The organism is Halosimplex rubrum (assembly GCF_013415885.1).
In the GTDB taxonomy this organism is placed as follows: Archaea; Halobacteriota; Halobacteria; order Halobacteriales; family Haloarculaceae; genus Halosimplex; species Halosimplex rubrum.
Genome location: NZ_CP058910.1, coordinates 812,078 through 828,707, shown reverse-complemented (window position 1 = coordinate 828,707; position 16,630 = coordinate 812,078). Strand labels below are relative to the sequence as shown.

Below are 16,630 nucleotides of genomic sequence, written 5' to 3'. Positions count from 1 at the left end.
GTGCCCACGCAACGGGCAAACGGTAAGCCCGCCGAGTCACACGGGCCTGTATGTACCTCGGAGACCACACGTGGCCGGAACTGGGCGAGTACTTCGCCGAGAAGTCGCTGGCGCTCGTCCCCCTCGGATCGACCGAACAGCACGGCCCGCACCTCCCCGAATCGACCGACCACCGCATCGCGCAGGCGCTCGCCCGCGAGGCCGCCGAGCGCACGGGGTATCTCTGCACCCCGACCATCAACGTCGGCGTCAGCCCCCACCACCGCCAGTTCAACGGCACGATGTGGGTCGAGCCGGGCGTCTTCCGCGACTACGTCGAGTCGCTCACCCGCAATCTCACCTACCACGGCGTCGACCGCGTGGTCTTCGTCAACGCCCACGGCGGCAACGTCCAGCATCTCCGCGAGGTCGGTCGGCGGGTCCGCGACGACGAGGTCGCCTACGCCGTCGAGTGGATGTGGGACGAGTCCATCCCCGATCTGGTCGACGACCTGTTCGAGTACAACGGCCCCCACGGCGGCCCCAAGGAGACCGCCATGATGCTCCACATCGACGACGCCCTCGTCCGCGAGGACCAGTTCGAGCGCGCCCGCGACGAGGGCGTCCGCGACGTGGAGCACTTCGAGGGCCTGCGCAAACACGGCGCCCGCACCTTCTACGACGCCATCGACAACACCGAGAGCGGCGTGCTGGGCGACCAGACCGACGCGACCCGCGAGAAGGGCGAGCAGTTGTTCGAGGCCGCCAGCGATCAGTTAGTTCGGCTCGCCGAGTGGCTCGACGACCAGCCCTTCGAGGAGCTGATGCCCCGCGACCACGTCTGAGTCGCAAGAGACAGGTGGGACGGTTCCGAACGCTCGCACATGAGCGACGACGACTTCGAGCACGAACTGGCCGACGCGTTCGAAAGCGAGTTCGACGCCGACGGAGAGACCGCCGCGACGGCCGCCGAAAACGCCGCCGCGTTCCGCGAGGACCACGACGAGGAGCTATCCGCGGCGGACGTACTCGACCGCGTCGAGGCCCACAGCGGCGACTTCGAGCATCGATTCGACTACGCCGTCGGCGACCTGGCGTCGGCCAACGACGACTGCACCGACTCCCGCGAGTACCGCATCGCCGGCTACGACCCGATGGCCGCCGAGCCGAATCAGGGCTTCTGAGCGGTCCGATTCCCTTCGGGTCTCACTCGACGTTCGCCAGCCGCCGCTCCATCGCGGTCAGGTACTCCGCCGCGGCCTCGGCGTCGGCCGGGTCTCCGGCGTCGAGCAGGTCGACCACTCGCTCGCAGCCGTGGCGGAGTTCCCGCTCGAACTCGCCCTCGGGGAGTTTGTTCCGGACGACCGCGGCGGCGCTCGTCACGGTCTCGCGTGCCGTGGCGGTGTCGTCGTCGCCGAGCGCGCGCCGGCCCTCGGCGAACAACTGCGACAGCACCGTCCGCACGTCCGTCGGCAGGTCTTCGACCACGCGTTCCCGTTCGGCGCGAGCGGCAAGGGTCTTCGGGGGGCAGAGACGACTGTCTCCTCGGTCACCGGCGGACAAACGTTTTGACTGTCTGGATCGATCGGGAAGTCGAAGCAGATGTCCAACGGCGACAAGCGGATCCCGGTCACCGAAGCGCAGTGGGCGCAACTGAACGAACTCAAGCAAGCGGGCGAAACCTACGACGAGGTGCTTCGAGAGTTGATTCGAGAACACCATCGCCGAGATCTCTCCGAGCGCACGAGAGAAGTACGTAACGTAGACCGTGACGAACTGACGCCGCTGTCTGAAGTATAAGTCGGGTCGCATCGATCGCAGTTCGGTTCGATCGCGCGGATCTCCCCGACGACGCTCTCGCCGGGTTCGAGGTCGAGCCAGTCAGTGTCGTAGTCGTCCGATTCGCCGCTCGTGTCGACGGTTTCGAGGTCATCGAAAGATGGAGTATCTTGGGTTGCCATGCAGCATAATATACTAATGGCTCTTGCACTAGAATGGGAAAATCACCATACGGCAGGCAGACAAACCATCCATTTATAGGCCGATCACAAAATGGAGAGTTCATCAGCGATAAACTGGACAACAGTTCTAATCAGTGTTGGTGGAGCTGTTGGAAGTAGTGGTTTAATTAGCTGGTTTCTGATGGGGAAGCGAATTAAGAAACAAAGAGATCAGGAGATAAAACGCGAACGAGAACACTGGTATCATCAAGTAAATTCAATAAATCTTCGGATTTGGCGTACTTGTTTAGAACTGCCTTATGGGGTGGATCTTAATGAGGCGACCAAACTGCCTGAAAACGGTGATGAGGGTGCTCAAGAAATGAAAAAAATCATCAGCTTAATTGATGAATTGTTGAACACTCACACGAATGCGCCACCGGAGATCGAGCGCGATGTACTCCAAGACATAGAAGATATTGGATATTGGTTCGATAATCTTGATATTGAAGAAAGCGACCCCACGACAACAGATATTCGCGATAGATTGGTTAGCGACACTCAGAATATGATGGATCAAGTGTCCGAATTATCTGAAAGATATGAAGAGCCGCCCTATTACTGAAGACTCAGTTTTGTAACTACAGATTTTGGCGATTCAATTTCAAGCTGGTCTTGGTGACTCATTTTTGTTTCAATACCAGCGTTCACCCCATCCCGATTTTGATAACCATCATCTGAATTTCTAATAAGGATATGCTCTCCGCCCGTCTCACGGGACCAAAATACAGCATCTACGACGTTCTTTGCTTGAATTTCGTTTTCGACATGGCTAACGACCATAGCTCGGAACAAGGGTTCAGGACGGCGCGGTTGACGTTCGTCTATTTTGGTTCGCTTTAGATTTGATTCTAATGTTCGGGCTGCTCGACTAAGATCCCTGATCTCTTCTAATAGGTCTTTTGGGGATTTACGTTCTAGTTCCTCACAAACATGCTCAATTATGTCTGTGTGGTTTTCCTTAATTGGAAATAAAAGACTGGAGTTGATACGGTCAACATCCAGTACTTCTTCTCGAATTTCCTCTTTAACCTCCTCTCCAGAAAGTGACGAATGGCTACTGATACGGCCACTTATTTCATCCTTTAAATATGAGAATAGTCGTTGGCGGTTACTTGTTTCCTCATCAAAGCGCTCTTCGCCAAATTCACCAACCCACACTTCGCCATCATATTCTGAAAAGACCTTGTTAGCATATTCATGGTTGTCGGCATAGATGCGGCAATAATCAGAAAGTACTGAATTATCAAAAAATATTTTGGGAGAGGTTGAGGACATTTTAGTATACGTCCATTGATGCTCTCTCGAGCTCAACTAGCGAGTCGCTGATCCCATCAAACACTTCTCTGTAATCCTCGGAGCTTGGTTCAACCCCAACTCTGCGGGCATCCTGTCGCAGGTCTTCTGTATCTTCTGGGTATGTATTTCGAACTCTTTCTAGTTCTGATATACATCCGTCCCTGAAAGTACTGACTCCAGCTCCGCTGGCTTCATGCTTGGATATAATAAGCGCAGGCCACCTCCATACAGATTCATGATAGAACTCCCGGATGCCACGGACGATGTCTCTCTGGTCATCTGATAGCTCTTCTCGATTGGAAACGACAAGTAGGGTATCTTGAAGCGTGTCGAGTGATTTCTCAACGTGGTTTTCAATTTCTAATTCGAACTTTTCGTTCGATATGAGTTCTGCTTGCAGATCGACCGAAATCGACTGGAATTCCGAGTAATAGAAGTCAGAATTCTCTATGAATGAATCATCTACCATCATATCATCTAATAGGTCAAGTATCTTTAGATTCTCCAAATACAACTGAGTGAACTCATCAGGCGCAAATTCTACGTAGTTTTCTTCCAAAAAGTCGTAGAGATCCCTCTCCAATATTTCCTCTAACCCGATACTCAGAAATAGCCCTTTGTATTCTTCAGCACTATAATAGCCGCGACGGGGGAGACTAGGCTCGTCAGGTTGCTTAACGTTCGTTTGTTCTAATGGTCGAGGATGAATATATTGTGGTTTAAATTCGTCGTGTGGCTCATACTGACCGTATCGGAACCACGTATGTAGGATGGGCAGTTCCCGCCTTTCAATCACCCGGTGAACGATCTTATTCGTTTTAATGTTTGCTTCGTTGTAGCCGGAAACTTCATTGAAATCCTGGGATTGGAGGTCTGCACCTATCTCGTCAAGCGCAGCTTCTAAACCTGCTCTGACATCAGTCACCAGCGCACTCTCTTTTTCCCAATCAATCCAGGTCATGCTCCCTCCAAACTTTGGTCCATTGGGGTATTAATTAATTGCAGTATATCGTATATTCTTCAGGGGCGAACGTGGTGTCTCTCATCAGTAGTTGGGGCAAGGGGTTGAAAGAAGTTACTCATCGGATCAAATATTGATTTCTTACCGCTAGATAGCCTCTTTCGTCTATACTTGGTCGAAGTGCCTGTTTCTCCGGTCACTCACATATCCTCAACTTTTCTCAACCTGGCTGTAGATACATATGTCTGAATTTAGTGTTTTCCAACTGCTTTGGGCTTTGGCCATCTCTTTGTCTCCTCAGCAGGCAGATCCCAGGAAGCAAACGCGCCAAGATAGTTGATGACACATCGGAACCGAATCTCTTCGGGCAATATAAACTGGAGAAGGTCTTGTTGCAGTGTAATAATTGCGCGTTCTCCTCCCGCTTCTAGTGCATCAATATGTCTCCACGTACGGCGTGCGAGGGATTCAGTTATTACTGGACTACAAGCACGTCGTATTGAATCGATAGACAAATTTCGGATTGATTCGCGAACAGCGGGATCATGAAGATGTTCCTCAATGCTAATGCTATATGAACTAGATTGAGAACAATACCAAAATCGACGATTCGTGACCCAGTAAAGAGCGAGCTTCCAAGTTGCCGCCTTATCAGCAAAGGAACTACGGTTCTCTTCGTTGGGTTCTTCAAATGATTCAGCGGTGTCTAAGAGCGACCCAAATGTAGCACTGAGGTATTTCCCGAGATAGGCACCAGCCGTAGATTCCATCTCTTCTGTCTCGTCATCGAACTCAGTTAGATCATGAGCACGAGTTCGTTCTCGAATCCATTCCTCATTATGATCATGCTCCCCGAACCGGTACCAGTCGACGAATCCCTCGTCGTCCTGGAACTCGGGAGCGAGGTCGTCGAGGTCGTCCCGATAGACCAAGGGATACGCGTCGACGATCTCGCCCTGACCGTAGTCAGACCACTTCTTCGCCAGCTCCGGCTTGTCGCAGAGCCACGGCATTCCGTCACTCTCCCGCTTGGGAACGTTGAAGAAGAGAACGTGCAGGTGCGGATACCCCTTCTCGATGAATTTGAGCGCCTTGATGTAGTCGGGGCAGCATCGAGGTCGCCCAGTGACCGATTCATCATGCTCCGGTCGCCAGCCGCACGTCGCCACAGGAGAATCCGAAAGATTCCAGCATCCACCGAGCGAAGCGAGGCGGTTCACCGGACGCGAGGGAGCGGAGCAAACGAGACCTCGTCAGAGCTTGCTCTGACGGTGTTTTCCCCAAGTTTTTGCGGCGGAGGATTCCCGCAGCGTGCCCTCGGCGCGCGAGGAACTCTCCGCCGCAAAAAGTGGTACGGGCGCGGTGGGATTCGAACCGGAGGAAGACGGTCGCCCTCGCTCCGCTCGGGCGCTGCGACTTCCAGGGTTCGAATCCCCTGCGCGCCGGTTCGGTCGTCGCTACGCTCCTCCCTGCACGGGCGCGGTGGGATTCGAACCCACGACCGTCGGATTAGAAGTCCGACGCTCTATCCGGGCTGAGCTACGCGCCCCGTGTTTCGAGTTGGACGGCCGCGCCTAAAAAGCGGCGCGGGTTCTACCGCCGACGGGATTCGCAGGTCACCGAACAACCGGCCCTCTTTTGGTCGCCGGGCGACCAGACCCTTCCAATGAGCGCGCATCTGGACCTCGACGAGCCCGAGCCCGCCGTCGCCGACGACGGCGTCTGGCTCACCTGCATCGAGTGCGGCGAGACGTTCGCTCCCTTCGCCGAGATCCGTTACACCTGCGACGACTGCGACGGCCTGCTGGAGGTTCGCTACGCCGACCTCCCGACGTGGGACGACTTCGGCGCCGGCGGCTCGCCCGAGAGCGGCCCCTACGGCGTCTGGCGCTACTCGGCGGGCCTCCCCTTCGAGGAGGGCGTCTCCCTGCCCGAGGGTGGGACGCCGCTGCACTACGTCCCGCGCATCGAGGAGGAGGTCGGCGTGAACAACCTGCGGATCAAACACGAGGGGATGAACCCGACGGGGAGCTTCAAGGACCGCGGGATGACCGTCGGCGTCCGCGTGGCGAAGGAGGTCGGCGTCGATCGGCTGGCCTGCGCGTCGACCGGCAACACCAGCGCCGCGCTGGCCGCGTACGGCGCCCGCGGCGGCATGGAGACGCTCGTGCTCCTGCCCGCCGGGAAGGTCGCCGCCGGGAAGGTCGCCCAGGCGAGCCTCCACGGCGCCCGCATCCTCGAAGTCGACGGCAACTTCGACTCCTGTCTCGACATCGTGCAGGATCTGGCCGCCCGCGGCGAGGCGTACCTGCTCAACTCGCTGAACCCCTTCCGTCTGGAGGGCCAGAAGACCATCGGCCTGGAGATCATGGAGCGGTTCCACGCCGACGAGGGGACCTATCCCGACCGGATCGTCCTCCCGGTCGGTAACGCCGGCAACACCGCGGCGCTGTACAAGTGCTTCCGCGAACTCCGGAAAGCGGGCGCCATCGACGAGGGCGACGTGCCGAAACTCACCGGCGTGCAGGCCGAGGGGTCCGCGCCGATGGTCGAGGCCGTCGAGGAGGGCAACGACGAGGTGCGCCGCTGGGAGGACGTCGAGACGCGCGCGACCGCCATCCGCATCGGCAACCCCGTCAACGCCCCGAAGGCGCTGCCGGGCATCCGCGAGACGGGCGGCACCGCCGTCGCCGTCTCCGACGAGGCGATCACCGACGCCCAGCGCTCGCTCGCTCAGGAGGGCGTCGGCGTCGAACCCGCCTCCGCCGCCTCCCTCGCCGGTCTCCGCAAGCTCCGCGAGTCCGGCGAGATCGGGGCGGACGAGGACGTGGTCTGCCTGACGACGGGCCACCTGCTCAAGGACCCCGACGCCGCCTACGAGGCCGGCGGCGACCCCGAGCCCGTGCCCAACGACACCGAGGCCGTCCTCGACCACCTCGGCGAGTAACCCGCCGTCGGTCGGCGTCCCCGGAGACGAACGACCAAGGCCCGCGGGCGCGACGACGGATCCAGATGTCACTGGACGACACGCACACGCCGGTCACGGTCGAGGGCAAGACGGCGGTCCTGATCGGGGCGACGAGCGGGATCGGGCGGGCGATCGCGCTCGCGTTCGCCGCGGAGGGGGCGGACGTGGTCGCGACCTCGCGTTCGGCCGAGCGCGTCGCGAACACTGCCGAGGAGATCCGCGAACGCGGTGCGGAGACGATGGAAGTCACCTGCGACGCCACCGACCGCGAGGACGTGGTCGCGCTCCGGGACGCCGTCGGCGAGGCGTTCGGTAGTATCGACGTGCTCGTCTACGCCCCCAGCTACATCGCTCGCGAGCCGATCGACGAGGTCACCGACGAGCAGTGGGACGACGTGTTCGACGTGCAACTGAAGGGCGCCTACCGCGCGACGCAACTGTTCGCCGAGGCGATGGACGAGGGGTCGATCCTCCACGTCGCCTCGGAGTCGGCCCGCTCTGCGATCCCGAACCTCGCGGCGTACTCCGTCGCCAAGGGCGGGCTGGACACGCTCGTCCGGGTCGCCGCCGAGGAACTCGGCCCGGAGATCAGGGTCAACGCCGTCCGGCCGGGGTTCGTCGAGAGCGAGCAGACCCAGGGCACCTACACGGAGGGCGAGCCGCGCTTCGAGACGATCAGGGAGCGGACGACCCAGGAGCGGCTGGGCCGACCGGCGGAGATCGCGGGGGCCGCGGTCTACCTGGCGAGCGACGCGGCGAGCTACACGACCGGGGAGATCGTCGCCGTCGACGACGGGTTCGGGGCCGCGACGTTCGAAGAGTAGCGAGGGCGACCGTAGGAAGCCCTCGGACCCGAACGGCGAGCGCAGCGAGCCGTGAGGAGGAGCGTGGTCCGAACGGAGTGAGGACCACGGACACCGAGCGGGTCTCGCTTCGCTCGACCCACTATCCGGACGGAGCGGCCACTCTCAACAGCCGTCGCCGTCGAGGCCGAGCCGGCGCAGGTACGCCAGCAGCGTCAGCTGGCCGTACAGCAACACGAGGGCGATCGGGAACAGCGCCAGCGTCGAGTAGAAGTCGCCGAGCGGGAGCCACTCGGCGATCTCGGTCCCGACGACGACCGTGACGGCGCCGACGTACAGGAGCGGCGAGGCCGCCATCGACTTCGCCTCGGCGTACAGGCTCGCGATCCCCTCCGAATCGGAGTCGACAGCGTTCGTTGCCATATCGATCGCTCCGGCCGGCGCCCACTTGGGCGCTCGGCGAACGGATCTTCTGTTCGCGCTCTGTCATCCCTCGCGGACGGACACGCGGCCCGACTCGTCGACGGTGACGGCGAGGCGGTCGCCGTCCAGCGTGACTTCGACGGCGACGCGAAGCGGGTCGCGCTCGACCACGTCGACCGTCCCGTCGTCGGCGACGAAGGCGGGCTCCCAGACGTGGCAGGCGTCGAGCGGGCGGTCGTGGCGCCGGTAGAACGCCGCGACGGCGGGGTCGACCAGGAGGCAGAAGCCGACGGGGCCGACGAGGCGCCCGCCGCAGGTCTCACAGCGGACCCGCAGGCCCGGGGGGTCGATCGGCTCGGCGTCGTCGCCCTCGACGGCGATCCGCGGGTCGACGGGCGCCGAGCACTTCGGGCAGACGCCGGCGAGGGCGCGCTCGATGGCCTGGCGGGCGTACAGCTCGGTCAGGGAGACCACCTCCGGGAGCGTCGCGTCGGCGGCCGCGGCGGGCGGGAGCGTCCAGCCGAACAGCAGGTGGTCGTTCTCGCAGGTGACGGCGCAGCGGCCGTCGCGGTAGACCGCGACCGCGTCGGCGTCACAGGCCGAGCACTCGCTGTCGATCGGCTCGGGGCCCAGCGACCCGCCGTGGGTGTAGGTCCCGGCGAGGATCGCGGCGACCGTCTCGACGCCCGTGACGGTCAGCCGGTAGCCGCCGTCGGCCTTCCGGACGAAGTTGTCCCGGAGTTCGTTGAGGTGGTAGCGAAAGCGCCCGGAGTCGCGCACCCCGACGCGCTTGCGCAGATCCGCGAACCCGACCGTCTCGACCCCCGGCTCGCGGTGGGCGGTCGCGAGCTCCCGGAGGATGTCCACCCGTAGCGGGTCCGACAGCGCCGCGAACGCCTCCGAGGGGTCGATACGCCGCTCGGCGACCGCGGCCGGCTCGCTCGAATCGCCGGTCCCGTCGGAGGCGTCGTCGCCGGCGGATCCGTCTGTGGCTGCGGCTTCGCCCGGCTCCTCGGTATCGCCGCTGTGCGGCGTCGTCACGGTCCCACCCTCCCGGTCGCGACCCGGTACATACGCCATCGTTCCGCGTCGACGGGCACAAATCCATCGGCTGACCGCGGCGGTGGGCCCCCCGTGGAATCGACGGCCGGGTCGGCCGGCGACCGCTACAGCCCGGTCGCCCAGTCGGCGAGGTCTACGACGAGGTCCCGGGCGACGTTGTCGGCGAAGCGGTACTCCGTCTGTAACGACGGCTCGGCGCCGGGCTGGAAGAGGTGCGACAGGTCGGGATAGCGCTCGAAGCGGGCCGCGTCGGCGTCGTCGATGCCCTCGCGCCAGCCCGACATCGCCGGATCGGCCGGGATCTGGAAGTCGCGGCCGCCGTGAGCGAACAGGAGGTCGGCGTCGATCCGATCGGCGGTCGCGACCTGGTCGTACTCGTAGAACGTCTTCCACCAGATCCCCGGCAGCGGGCCGATGGGGCGACCGTCGGCGACCGAGCCGTTCTCGACGGCGGTCATCAGCTGCGTCACCGCAGCGAGCTGCTGTTCCTCGCGGGCGGAGAGCCCGCCCTGCACCTCGAAGATTCGTCTCACCTGTGGGGGGTAGACCTCGGTGAACGGGCGGGCGTTCCCAGCGAGGACGGCCGCGCCGGCGACCCGTCCGTCGCGCTCGGCGATCCGCGGGGCGCAGGCCGCGCCGACGCTGTGGCCCGCGACGACCGACCGCTCGAGGTCGACCTCGGGCTGGTCGCGGAGGACGCCCAGCGCGTGGACGGCGTCGTCGACGACGATGTCGTCGATGGCCCACTCGGCGCGGGGCACGTCGCAGGCGTAGGTGCGCTTGGCGTAGCGCAGGACCGCGACGCCGCGCGTGGCGAGCCCCCGGGCGATATCGCGGAAGGGTTTGTTCGGACCGACGGTTTCGTCGCGGTCGTGCGGACCGCTGCCGTGGACGAGGACGACGCCGGGGACGACGCCGGCGTCGGTCGCGGTGGCGGTCGCCGCGCCCGACCCGCCGCTCGCGCCGGCGGGGACGGTCAGCGTCGCCGGGAGCGAACAGCCCTGGGGTTCGAGCGTCAGCGTCCGCTCGGTGAACGCCGAGGTGTCGACGTAGTCGGGCGAGCCGTACTCGGCGGGGAACCACAGACCGCCGACGCGGCCCTCGGCGTCGACGCCGACTTCGACCCGCGCCGACCCCTCGGCGCAGTCGACGGGGACGACGAACGCCGTCGAGCCGCCGCGGGTCGTCGTCTCGACGGCCCCCGCGGACTCGACGGCACCGTGCTGGGCCAGCAGACCGAGCCAGAGCCGTTCCAGGGCCGACCGCGGGAGGTTCGACGCGAGTTCGTCGGTGCCCATGGCGTGGGCGGCGTCGAACTCGCCGGCCCGGAGACGGGCGACGAACTCGCGGGCGGTCGACCGACCGGCCGGTGTCGACGCGGCCGTCGCGGTCGGCGACGCGGTGGCGGTCGGGGTCGCCGTGGGCGTCGCCGTCGGCGGCGCGGTCGCCGCCGCAGGGGTCGGCGACGGGGTCGAACTCGGGGCCGAAGTGGCGCTCTCGCCCGGCGCCGGCGAGCTGCCGGTGCCGTCGCCGCCCCCGTTGCAGCCGGCGAGGGCGACGGCGCCAGCGAGGCCGGCGACCGTGCGGAGGAGTCGTCTGCGCGACGCGTCCGAGACGGTATCAGGGTCGGACTGCATCGTCGGTCGATCTGACACGACGCGGGGACTTCAGCGTGTGGCGAACGGGATTTCTGTCCGCGATCCGAACGTTCGGGGCCGCGACCGCCGGGCGCGCCCGTCTCAGGCGGCGTCGACCACGCACCGAAAGCCGATGTTCCCGGTCGAGCCGTCGGGGTCGTTGCTCGACCGGGCGGCCAGGCGATAGCGGTTGCACCACGACTCGTGACAGAGATGGGAGCCGCCGCGCATCACCCGCTCGTCGCCGTCCGCCGGCCCCGTCGGGTTCTCGGGGTCGTAGGCGTCGGTGGTGTGGTAGTCGGCGCCGAACCGGTCGCGACACCACTCCCAGACGTTGCCGCAGACGTTCCGGAGGCCGAAGCCGTTGGGCTCGAAGGCGTCGACCGGCGCGGTCGCCCGGTAGCCGTCGGCGCCCGTGTTGCGCTCGGGAAACTCGCCCTGCCAGACGTTACAGCGGTGCTCGCCGTCGGGTTCGAGGTCGTCGCCCCACGGGAACCGGGTCCCCTCGCGGCCGCCGCGGGCGGCCCGCTCCCACTCGGCCTCCGTCGGGAGGCGCTTGCCCGCCCAGTCGGCGTAGGCCGCCGCGTCGCGGTGGGAGACGTGCGTGACCGGGTGGTCGAGCAGGTCGTCGGCGACGACGCTCGAACTCGGGCCGCGCGGGTGGAACCAGTCGGCGCCGGCGACGGCGACCCACCACTCGGCGCCGGGGACGCGGTCGCGGACGTGCTCGCGGTCGGCCTCGGCAACGAACTCCTCGAAGACGAACGACCAGCCGAACCGCTCGGCGTCGGTGGTGTGGCCCGTCTCGCGGACGAACTCCAGGAACTCGGCGTTCGTGACGGCGTAGCGGTCGACGTAGTAGGCGTCGGTGGTGACCTCGCGGACCGGCCCCTCGCCCTCCTCGGGGAAGCCCACGTCCGAATCGGTACCCATCCGAAACGTCCCCGCGCCGACGCGGACCATCCGGTCGGTCCGCGGGTCGTCGTCGGTGGCGGGGTCGGTGCGCCACCCGTCGGTCGCTGGGTCGGTGGTCGCGGCTCGGGAGTCGTCCGCTCCGCGACCGGGACTACAGCACGCGCGGTCCTCGCTCACGCCCGCGCTTCGAGCGGCGCGGAGGAAACGGTTTGGGTGCGGCGAACGGGAGTCGGTCGGGGCTCTCACGCTGTTCGCGATCGCGGTTCGAGTGCCCCTGTCGTTGCTGTCTATTCTCACATCCAGGCGTGGATTTAATGGCGCAGGGGGCGTGGTGGCGGACATGGAAATCCGGGACGCAGTCGAGGCGGACGCGGAGCGGCTGGCGGAACTCACGGGGTCGCCCCAGGACGTGATGCGCAACCTCGTCCACGACCGGACCGTCCGCGTCGCGACCGACGACGAGACGATCGAGGGGTTCGTCAGCTACGACGCGCGCGAGGAGACGGTCCACGTCACACAGCTCGAAGGCACGGACGACGTGCGCGACCGCCTGCTGGAGGAACCGATCCGCTTCGCCGAGTCGGAGGGGATGGCCGTCGAGCTGCTCGTCCCGGAGGCCGAGAGCGCCACCCGAGACACCGCCGAGGACGCCGGCTTCGAGCGGACCGGATCCGGGCCGACCTTCGAAGGCCAGCCGACCGTCCGCTACCGGCTCGACCCGTAGCTACTCCGGGCCCTCCTTCGTCCAGCGTTTCTCCACCTCTCGATTCGCGAGGATAACCGTGTCGCCGTCGTCGAGTTCGAAGCGGCTCTTGCGGAGTTCGATCGCCCGTACCGTCCCGGTCATCGACTGGGTCGTCACGCGGTCGCCGGGGTTGAAGTCGGGGTCCCGGAGCAGGTAGATGCCGGCGACGGCGTCCTCGATCATGCTCGACAGGGCGTAGGAGACCCCAAGCGCGAGGAAGCCGGTCGCGGTGCCGAGACTCGCCGCGATGGCGCCCAGCCCGAGGATGTTCAGGAGGACGAGCGCGGCGCCGAACCACAGGAAGACGCCGACGATGGTCACCCACAGCTGGGCGATCAGGTCCTGCTCGGTTGGGTAGATACCGCCGAAGAACCGCCGGGCGACCGACAGAACGACCCTGATCGCGACGTACGCGAGCGAGACGAAGACGATCGCCATGACGAGCCGCGGGACCGCCTCGGTGAGCGCGGCCCCGAGTTCGTTCACCGTCTCGGTCGCGAGGTCGACGACGAACTCGACTGGCGTCTGCATAGCGCCCCCAAAGGACGGCGGATCCAAGAGTTGCGGGGACGGTTCGACCGGAAACGGAGGGGGTGGCGGTCGCGGAGCGGAGGCAGTTGCAGTGCGGTGGTCGCGGCTGGGCGGTAGCGGCGGCGGTCACGGGTCGTCCCCTCTCCCCGGAGAGGCCTACAGGAACTCGCGGACCTCGGAGTACCACATGTCGTGGTGGTCGAGCGCGTCGACGGCGCGGGCGATGCGGACGGCGATGGCGTGCCAGCACAGCTCCTCGGGGTCGTCGTCGTCGAGGTTGTACTCGGCGTCCTTGCAGTCACAGGAGTCGTCTTCGATGACGTACTCGTCGTCGTGGCCGACGACGACGGTGAAGTCGCGGTACTCCTTGACGCGCCGCTCGGAGACCGCGTCGATGGCGCGGGCGCCGCGCTCGCCGTGTGTGTCGAGGATCAGGTCGACGGCCTCGGGGGCCAGTTCCCCCGCCTCGGCGAGCGCGGCCTCCCAGCGGTCGACCGCGTTCACGATACCTCCCGTTGGGTACACCCGAACTAAACAGGTTCGGTGCGAGCGAGCGGTAGCGCGCGGCTACCGCGGCGTCGAGCCGATTCCGCGGGCGTCGTGCGCGCGTCGGGCACGCGTCGAACGGGCGTCGGACGCGCGACGGACGGGCGGCCGACGACGGCCGCACACCCGGACGCTTAAACCCGAAGCCGCGATAAGAACCGGTCGATGAGTACGACCGGGCCGGTTCCCGACCTGGCGGGGCGAGCGACCGCCTGTGCCGACAGACTGCTGGACGCCGACGAAGTGCTGCTGGCGTCGCACATCGACGCCGACGGACTGACGAGCGCGGCCGTGGCGTCGACGGCGCTGGAGCGGGCCGACCTGCCCTTCGAGACCGTCTTCAAGAAACAGCTCGACGAGACGGAGATCGCGACGATCGCCGCCCGGGAGTACGACACCGTGCTGTTCACCGACTTCGGGAGCGGGCAGCTCGACGCCATCGCGGCCCACGAGCGGGCGGGCGACTTCCAGCCGGTGATCGCCGACCACCACCAGCCCGCCGACGCCGAGACGGAGTATCATCTCAATCCGCTGCTGGAGGGTATCAACGGCGCCTCCGAGTTGTCGGGCGCCGGCGCGGCGTACGTCCTCGCGCGGGCGCTCGAAGCCCGGGGCGGCCAGTCCGCGGACAACCGCGACCTGGCGGCGCTGGCGGTCGTCGGCGCCGTCGGCGACATGCAGGCGGTCGGCGGCGAACTCGTCGGCGCCAACCGGGGGATCGTCGATGAGGGCGTCGCGGCGGGCGTCCTCGCGGAGGGGACGGACCTGTCGCTGTACGGCAAGCAGACCCGACCGCTGCCGAAGCTGTTCGAGTACGCGACGGAGGTGCAGATCCCCGGCGTCTCCGGCGACGAGGCCGGGTCGGTCCGCTTCCTGGAGGGGCTGGACGTGGATCTCAAGGAGGCGGGCGAGTGGCGGACGTGGGTCGACCTGACCGACGACGAGCGCCAGACGGTCGCGAGCGCGCTGGTGAAACACGCCGTCCAGCGCGGCGTCCCGGCCAAGAAGATCAACACGCTCGTCGGGACGACCTACGAACTGGTCGACGAGCCCCGCGGGACGGAACTGCGCGACGCCAGCGAGTTCTCGACGCTGCTGAACGCGACCGCGCGATACGAGCGGGCGGACGTGGGCCTGGGCGTCTGTCTCGGCGATCGCGACGGAGCCCTGGACCGCGCGCAGACGCTCCTCTCGAACCACCGGCGGAACCTCTCGGAGGGGCTGGAGTACGTCCGCCGGGAGGGCGTCACCCACGAGGACCACCTCCAGTGGTTCGACGCCGGCGAGGCGATCCGCGAGACGATCGTCGGGATCGTCGCCGGGATGGCGCTGGGGACCGACGGCGTCTCGGCGAGCAAACCCATCGTCGCGCTCGCCCGGAAGAACGAGGCGGAGACGAAGGTGTCCTCGCGGGGCACGGGGACTCTCGTCCGCGAGGGACTGGACCTCTCGGTCGTGATGGGCGAGGCCGCACGGTCGGTCGGGGGAGACGGCGGCGGTCACGACATCGCGGCGGGCGCGACGGTCCCTGCCGGGGAAGAGCGAGCGTTCGTCGACGCCGCCGACGACATCGTCGCCGACCAGACCGGCTGACCGGGAGTCCGTTTTCGCCGTCGATCCGACCCCGACCGGAGCGACGGGTTCGGCGCCGACGCGCCGGTTCGATATAGCCGAATGCAGTTTATCGACGAGGGGCGGCCGACGGCCAGCGAAGGCGAAGGGGCGGGCGTGAAGCCACGAACGGGCGAAAAATCGGCGCTGTCGGCGCTCAACCGTCGACCGGCGTCGCGGTGTCGAGCGAGCCGGCGGTCGGGCCGGCCGGGGAGAGGCGGATGCGCCACCCCTCGTCGACGGGCGTCGCGGCCGTGGCGACGCGGGGGCGGCCGGCGGTGCGTCGAACCGTTTCGGCCGAGAGCGGGAGCGTCGGGAGACGCCCTTCCCGGGACCGGAGTTCGTAGCCGCGGACGGTCACCGCACGCGGGCGGTCCCAGTGGCCGTCGGCGAGGGTGAAGCCGTCGATCAGTCCGACCGACCGCAGGTGTGCGAGCGCCGCGCGGACGGGCCGGGCGCTCCCCTCGACGGCGGGGAGGTGCGCGCTGGCGCGCTGGAGGGCGTCCGCGCGGGCCGGCTCGGGGAGCCGGGACTGCAGCTCCGTCGCCATCGTCGCGAGCAACTGGAGACAGAGCCGGTCGCGGTCGGGGGTCCGTTCGGCGGCCGCGAGGTACTCGTCCATCACCGCGCGCTCGACGCCGTCGTGGTCGCTGGCCGACAGCGCCTCGAACACCGCGCCGGCCAGGTCGTGACAGTACGCGACCAGCGCGCGCTGAGACGGGGGCTCGCTCGCCGCGGTCGGCGGGAACGCCCACGTCCGCTCGCCTCTCCGGCTCGCGTCCGCCTCGCAGACCACGAAGTCGTACCACGGCGCCCGCGGGTCGTACCGACGGAGCGTCGCCCGATAGGCGTGAGCCACCCGCACCGCCTGAACCGCCGTCTCGCGGTCCGGAAACCGTCGACCGTCGACGGGGACTGGTCGCTCGCCCGTCCGCCCGCACTGCACGTAGTACTCTCCCGAGGGCTCGGCGAGCCCCTCCAGCTCCGCCCTGATGTCCGTGAGCGTTCGTCCGATCATTTTAGGCCTACCTAAAATCCGACGGTACATAACAGGGGGTGGTTTCCGGTAGCACGGACGGGGTCGGGAGCGAGGCGCGGGCGAACGGGCCGCCGGGCCGTGAGGTCTATGGGGGCGGGCGTCGAGCGTTCG

At 65.8% G+C, this 16,630-nt stretch carries 19 protein-coding genes and 1 tRNA gene; 8 read left to right on the top strand and 12 right to left on the bottom strand.

The window, feature by feature from the left end:
* Nucleotides 1-50 precede the first annotated feature (50 nt).
* Together HZS55_RS04210 and HZS55_RS04205 are read left to right on the top strand one after the other, a co-directional pair.
* Nucleotides 51-824 carry a creatininase family protein gene (locus HZS55_RS04210; protein WP_179910492.1) on the top strand — a complete coding sequence of 258 codons (774 nt, stop codon included), beginning with the start codon at nt 51-53 and terminating at the stop codon, nt 822-824.
* Nucleotides 825-863: 39 nt separating this feature from the next.
* The gene (locus HZS55_RS04205) at nt 864-1,163 is read left to right on the top strand and encodes a hypothetical protein (RefSeq protein WP_179910491.1); all 300 of its coding nucleotides are present in this window, start codon (nt 864-866) and stop codon (nt 1,161-1,163) included.
* Nucleotides 1,164-1,185: 22 nt separating this feature from the next.
* Here HZS55_RS04205 and HZS55_RS04200 read toward each other — a convergent pair whose 3' ends face one another.
* Nucleotides 1,186-1,467: a hypothetical protein gene (locus tag HZS55_RS04200; RefSeq protein WP_179910490.1), complete on the bottom strand. Its 282-nt coding sequence runs from the start codon at nt 1,465-1,467 to the stop codon at nt 1,186-1,188.
* A gap of 114 nt (nt 1,468-1,581) precedes the next feature.
* Between HZS55_RS04200 and HZS55_RS04195 the strand changes: the two genes are divergently transcribed.
* Both HZS55_RS04195 and HZS55_RS04190 read left to right on the top strand, forming a co-directional pair.
* Nucleotides 1,582-1,779: a hypothetical protein gene (locus HZS55_RS04195; protein WP_179910489.1), complete on the top strand. Its 198-nt coding sequence runs from the start codon at nt 1,582-1,584 to the stop codon at nt 1,777-1,779.
* 252 nt (nt 1,780-2,031) lie between these two features.
* On the top strand, nt 2,032-2,544 hold the full coding sequence (locus HZS55_RS04190) for a hypothetical protein (protein ID WP_179910488.1): 513 nt from the start codon (nt 2,032-2,034) through the stop codon (nt 2,542-2,544).
* On the opposite strand, the gene HZS55_RS04185 is transcribed toward HZS55_RS04190, so the two are convergent.
* The 4 genes from HZS55_RS04185 to HZS55_RS04170 form a co-directional block, all read right to left on the bottom strand.
* Nucleotides 2,538-3,257 (bottom strand): hypothetical protein, encoded by a 720-nt coding sequence (locus HZS55_RS04185; RefSeq protein WP_179910487.1) that lies wholly within the window; start codon nt 3,255-3,257, stop codon nt 2,538-2,540. The two genes, HZS55_RS04190 and HZS55_RS04185, sit on opposite strands and share 7 nt — an antisense overlap.
* Before the next feature lies 1 nt (nt 3,258).
* Nucleotides 3,259-4,239 (bottom strand): hypothetical protein, encoded by a 981-nt coding sequence (locus HZS55_RS04180; protein ID WP_179910486.1) that lies wholly within the window; start codon nt 4,237-4,239, stop codon nt 3,259-3,261.
* Between the two features lie 251 nt (nt 4,240-4,490).
* Nucleotides 4,491-5,459, bottom strand: coding sequence for a hypothetical protein (locus tag HZS55_RS04175; RefSeq protein WP_179910485.1), 969 nt, complete (start codon nt 5,457-5,459; stop codon nt 4,491-4,493).
* Between the two features lie 254 nt (nt 5,460-5,713).
* Nucleotides 5,714-5,788 (bottom strand) — tRNA-Arg (locus HZS55_RS04170).
* A gap of 117 nt (nt 5,789-5,905) precedes the next feature.
* Here HZS55_RS04170 and thrC point away from each other — a divergent pair.
* Together thrC and HZS55_RS04160 are read left to right on the top strand one after the other, a co-directional pair.
* Nucleotides 5,906-7,186 (top strand): threonine synthase, encoded by a 1,281-nt coding sequence (gene thrC, locus HZS55_RS04165; RefSeq protein WP_179910484.1) that lies wholly within the window; start codon nt 5,906-5,908, stop codon nt 7,184-7,186.
* 65 nt (nt 7,187-7,251) lie between these two features.
* Nucleotides 7,252-8,031: an SDR family NAD(P)-dependent oxidoreductase gene (locus HZS55_RS04160; RefSeq protein WP_179910483.1), complete on the top strand. Its 780-nt coding sequence runs from the start codon at nt 7,252-7,254 to the stop codon at nt 8,029-8,031.
* 144 nt (nt 8,032-8,175) lie between these two features.
* Here the strand turns inward: HZS55_RS04160 and HZS55_RS04155 are convergent, their stop codons facing one another.
* The 4 genes from HZS55_RS04155 to HZS55_RS04140 all read right to left on the bottom strand — a co-directional run bounded on the left by HZS55_RS04155 (nt 8,176) and on the right by HZS55_RS04140 (nt 12,224).
* Complete coding sequence (locus HZS55_RS04155; protein ID WP_179910482.1) at nt 8,176-8,433, bottom strand: hypothetical protein; 258 nt, start codon at nt 8,431-8,433, stop codon at nt 8,176-8,178.
* A 63-nt stretch (nt 8,434-8,496) separates the two neighbouring features.
* Entirely contained in the window at nt 8,497-9,474 is a 978-nt protein-coding gene (locus HZS55_RS04150) for a winged helix-turn-helix domain-containing protein (RefSeq protein ID WP_246308356.1), read from the bottom strand.
* A 125-nt stretch (nt 9,475-9,599) separates the two neighbouring features.
* Nucleotides 9,600-11,132, bottom strand: a complete 1,533-nt coding sequence (locus tag HZS55_RS04145; RefSeq protein ID WP_179910481.1) for an alpha/beta hydrolase — start codon at nt 11,130-11,132, stop codon at nt 9,600-9,602.
* 102 nt (nt 11,133-11,234) lie between these two features.
* On the bottom strand, nt 11,235-12,224 hold the full coding sequence (locus HZS55_RS04140) for a formylglycine-generating enzyme family protein (protein WP_246308355.1): 990 nt from the start codon (nt 12,222-12,224) through the stop codon (nt 11,235-11,237).
* A gap of 163 nt (nt 12,225-12,387) precedes the next feature.
* Between HZS55_RS04140 and HZS55_RS04135 the strand changes: the two genes are divergently transcribed.
* Nucleotides 12,388-12,771 (top strand): hypothetical protein, encoded by a 384-nt coding sequence (locus HZS55_RS04135; RefSeq protein WP_179910480.1) that lies wholly within the window; start codon nt 12,388-12,390, stop codon nt 12,769-12,771.
* On the opposite strand, the gene HZS55_RS04130 is transcribed toward HZS55_RS04135, so the two are convergent.
* Both HZS55_RS04130 and HZS55_RS04125 read right to left on the bottom strand, forming a co-directional pair.
* A complete protein-coding gene (locus HZS55_RS04130; RefSeq protein ID WP_179910479.1) occupies nt 12,772-13,323 on the bottom strand; it encodes a mechanosensitive ion channel domain-containing protein in 552 nt (183 codons plus the stop codon).
* 156 nt (nt 13,324-13,479) lie between these two features.
* The gene (locus HZS55_RS04125; RefSeq protein ID WP_179910478.1) at nt 13,480-13,827 is read right to left on the bottom strand and encodes a hypothetical protein; all 348 of its coding nucleotides are present in this window, start codon (nt 13,825-13,827) and stop codon (nt 13,480-13,482) included.
* Between the two features lie 207 nt (nt 13,828-14,034).
* On the opposite strand from HZS55_RS04125, the gene HZS55_RS04120 reads away from it, so the two are divergent.
* Nucleotides 14,035-15,462 (top strand): single-stranded-DNA-specific exonuclease RecJ, encoded by a 1,428-nt coding sequence (locus HZS55_RS04120; RefSeq protein WP_179910477.1) that lies wholly within the window; start codon nt 14,035-14,037, stop codon nt 15,460-15,462.
* A gap of 175 nt (nt 15,463-15,637) precedes the next feature.
* Here HZS55_RS04120 and HZS55_RS04115 read toward each other — a convergent pair whose 3' ends face one another.
* Nucleotides 15,638-16,498 (bottom strand): DUF7551 domain-containing protein, encoded by an 861-nt coding sequence (locus tag HZS55_RS04115; RefSeq protein ID WP_179910476.1) that lies wholly within the window; start codon nt 16,496-16,498, stop codon nt 15,638-15,640.
* Nucleotides 16,499-16,630: the final 132 nt, after the last annotated feature.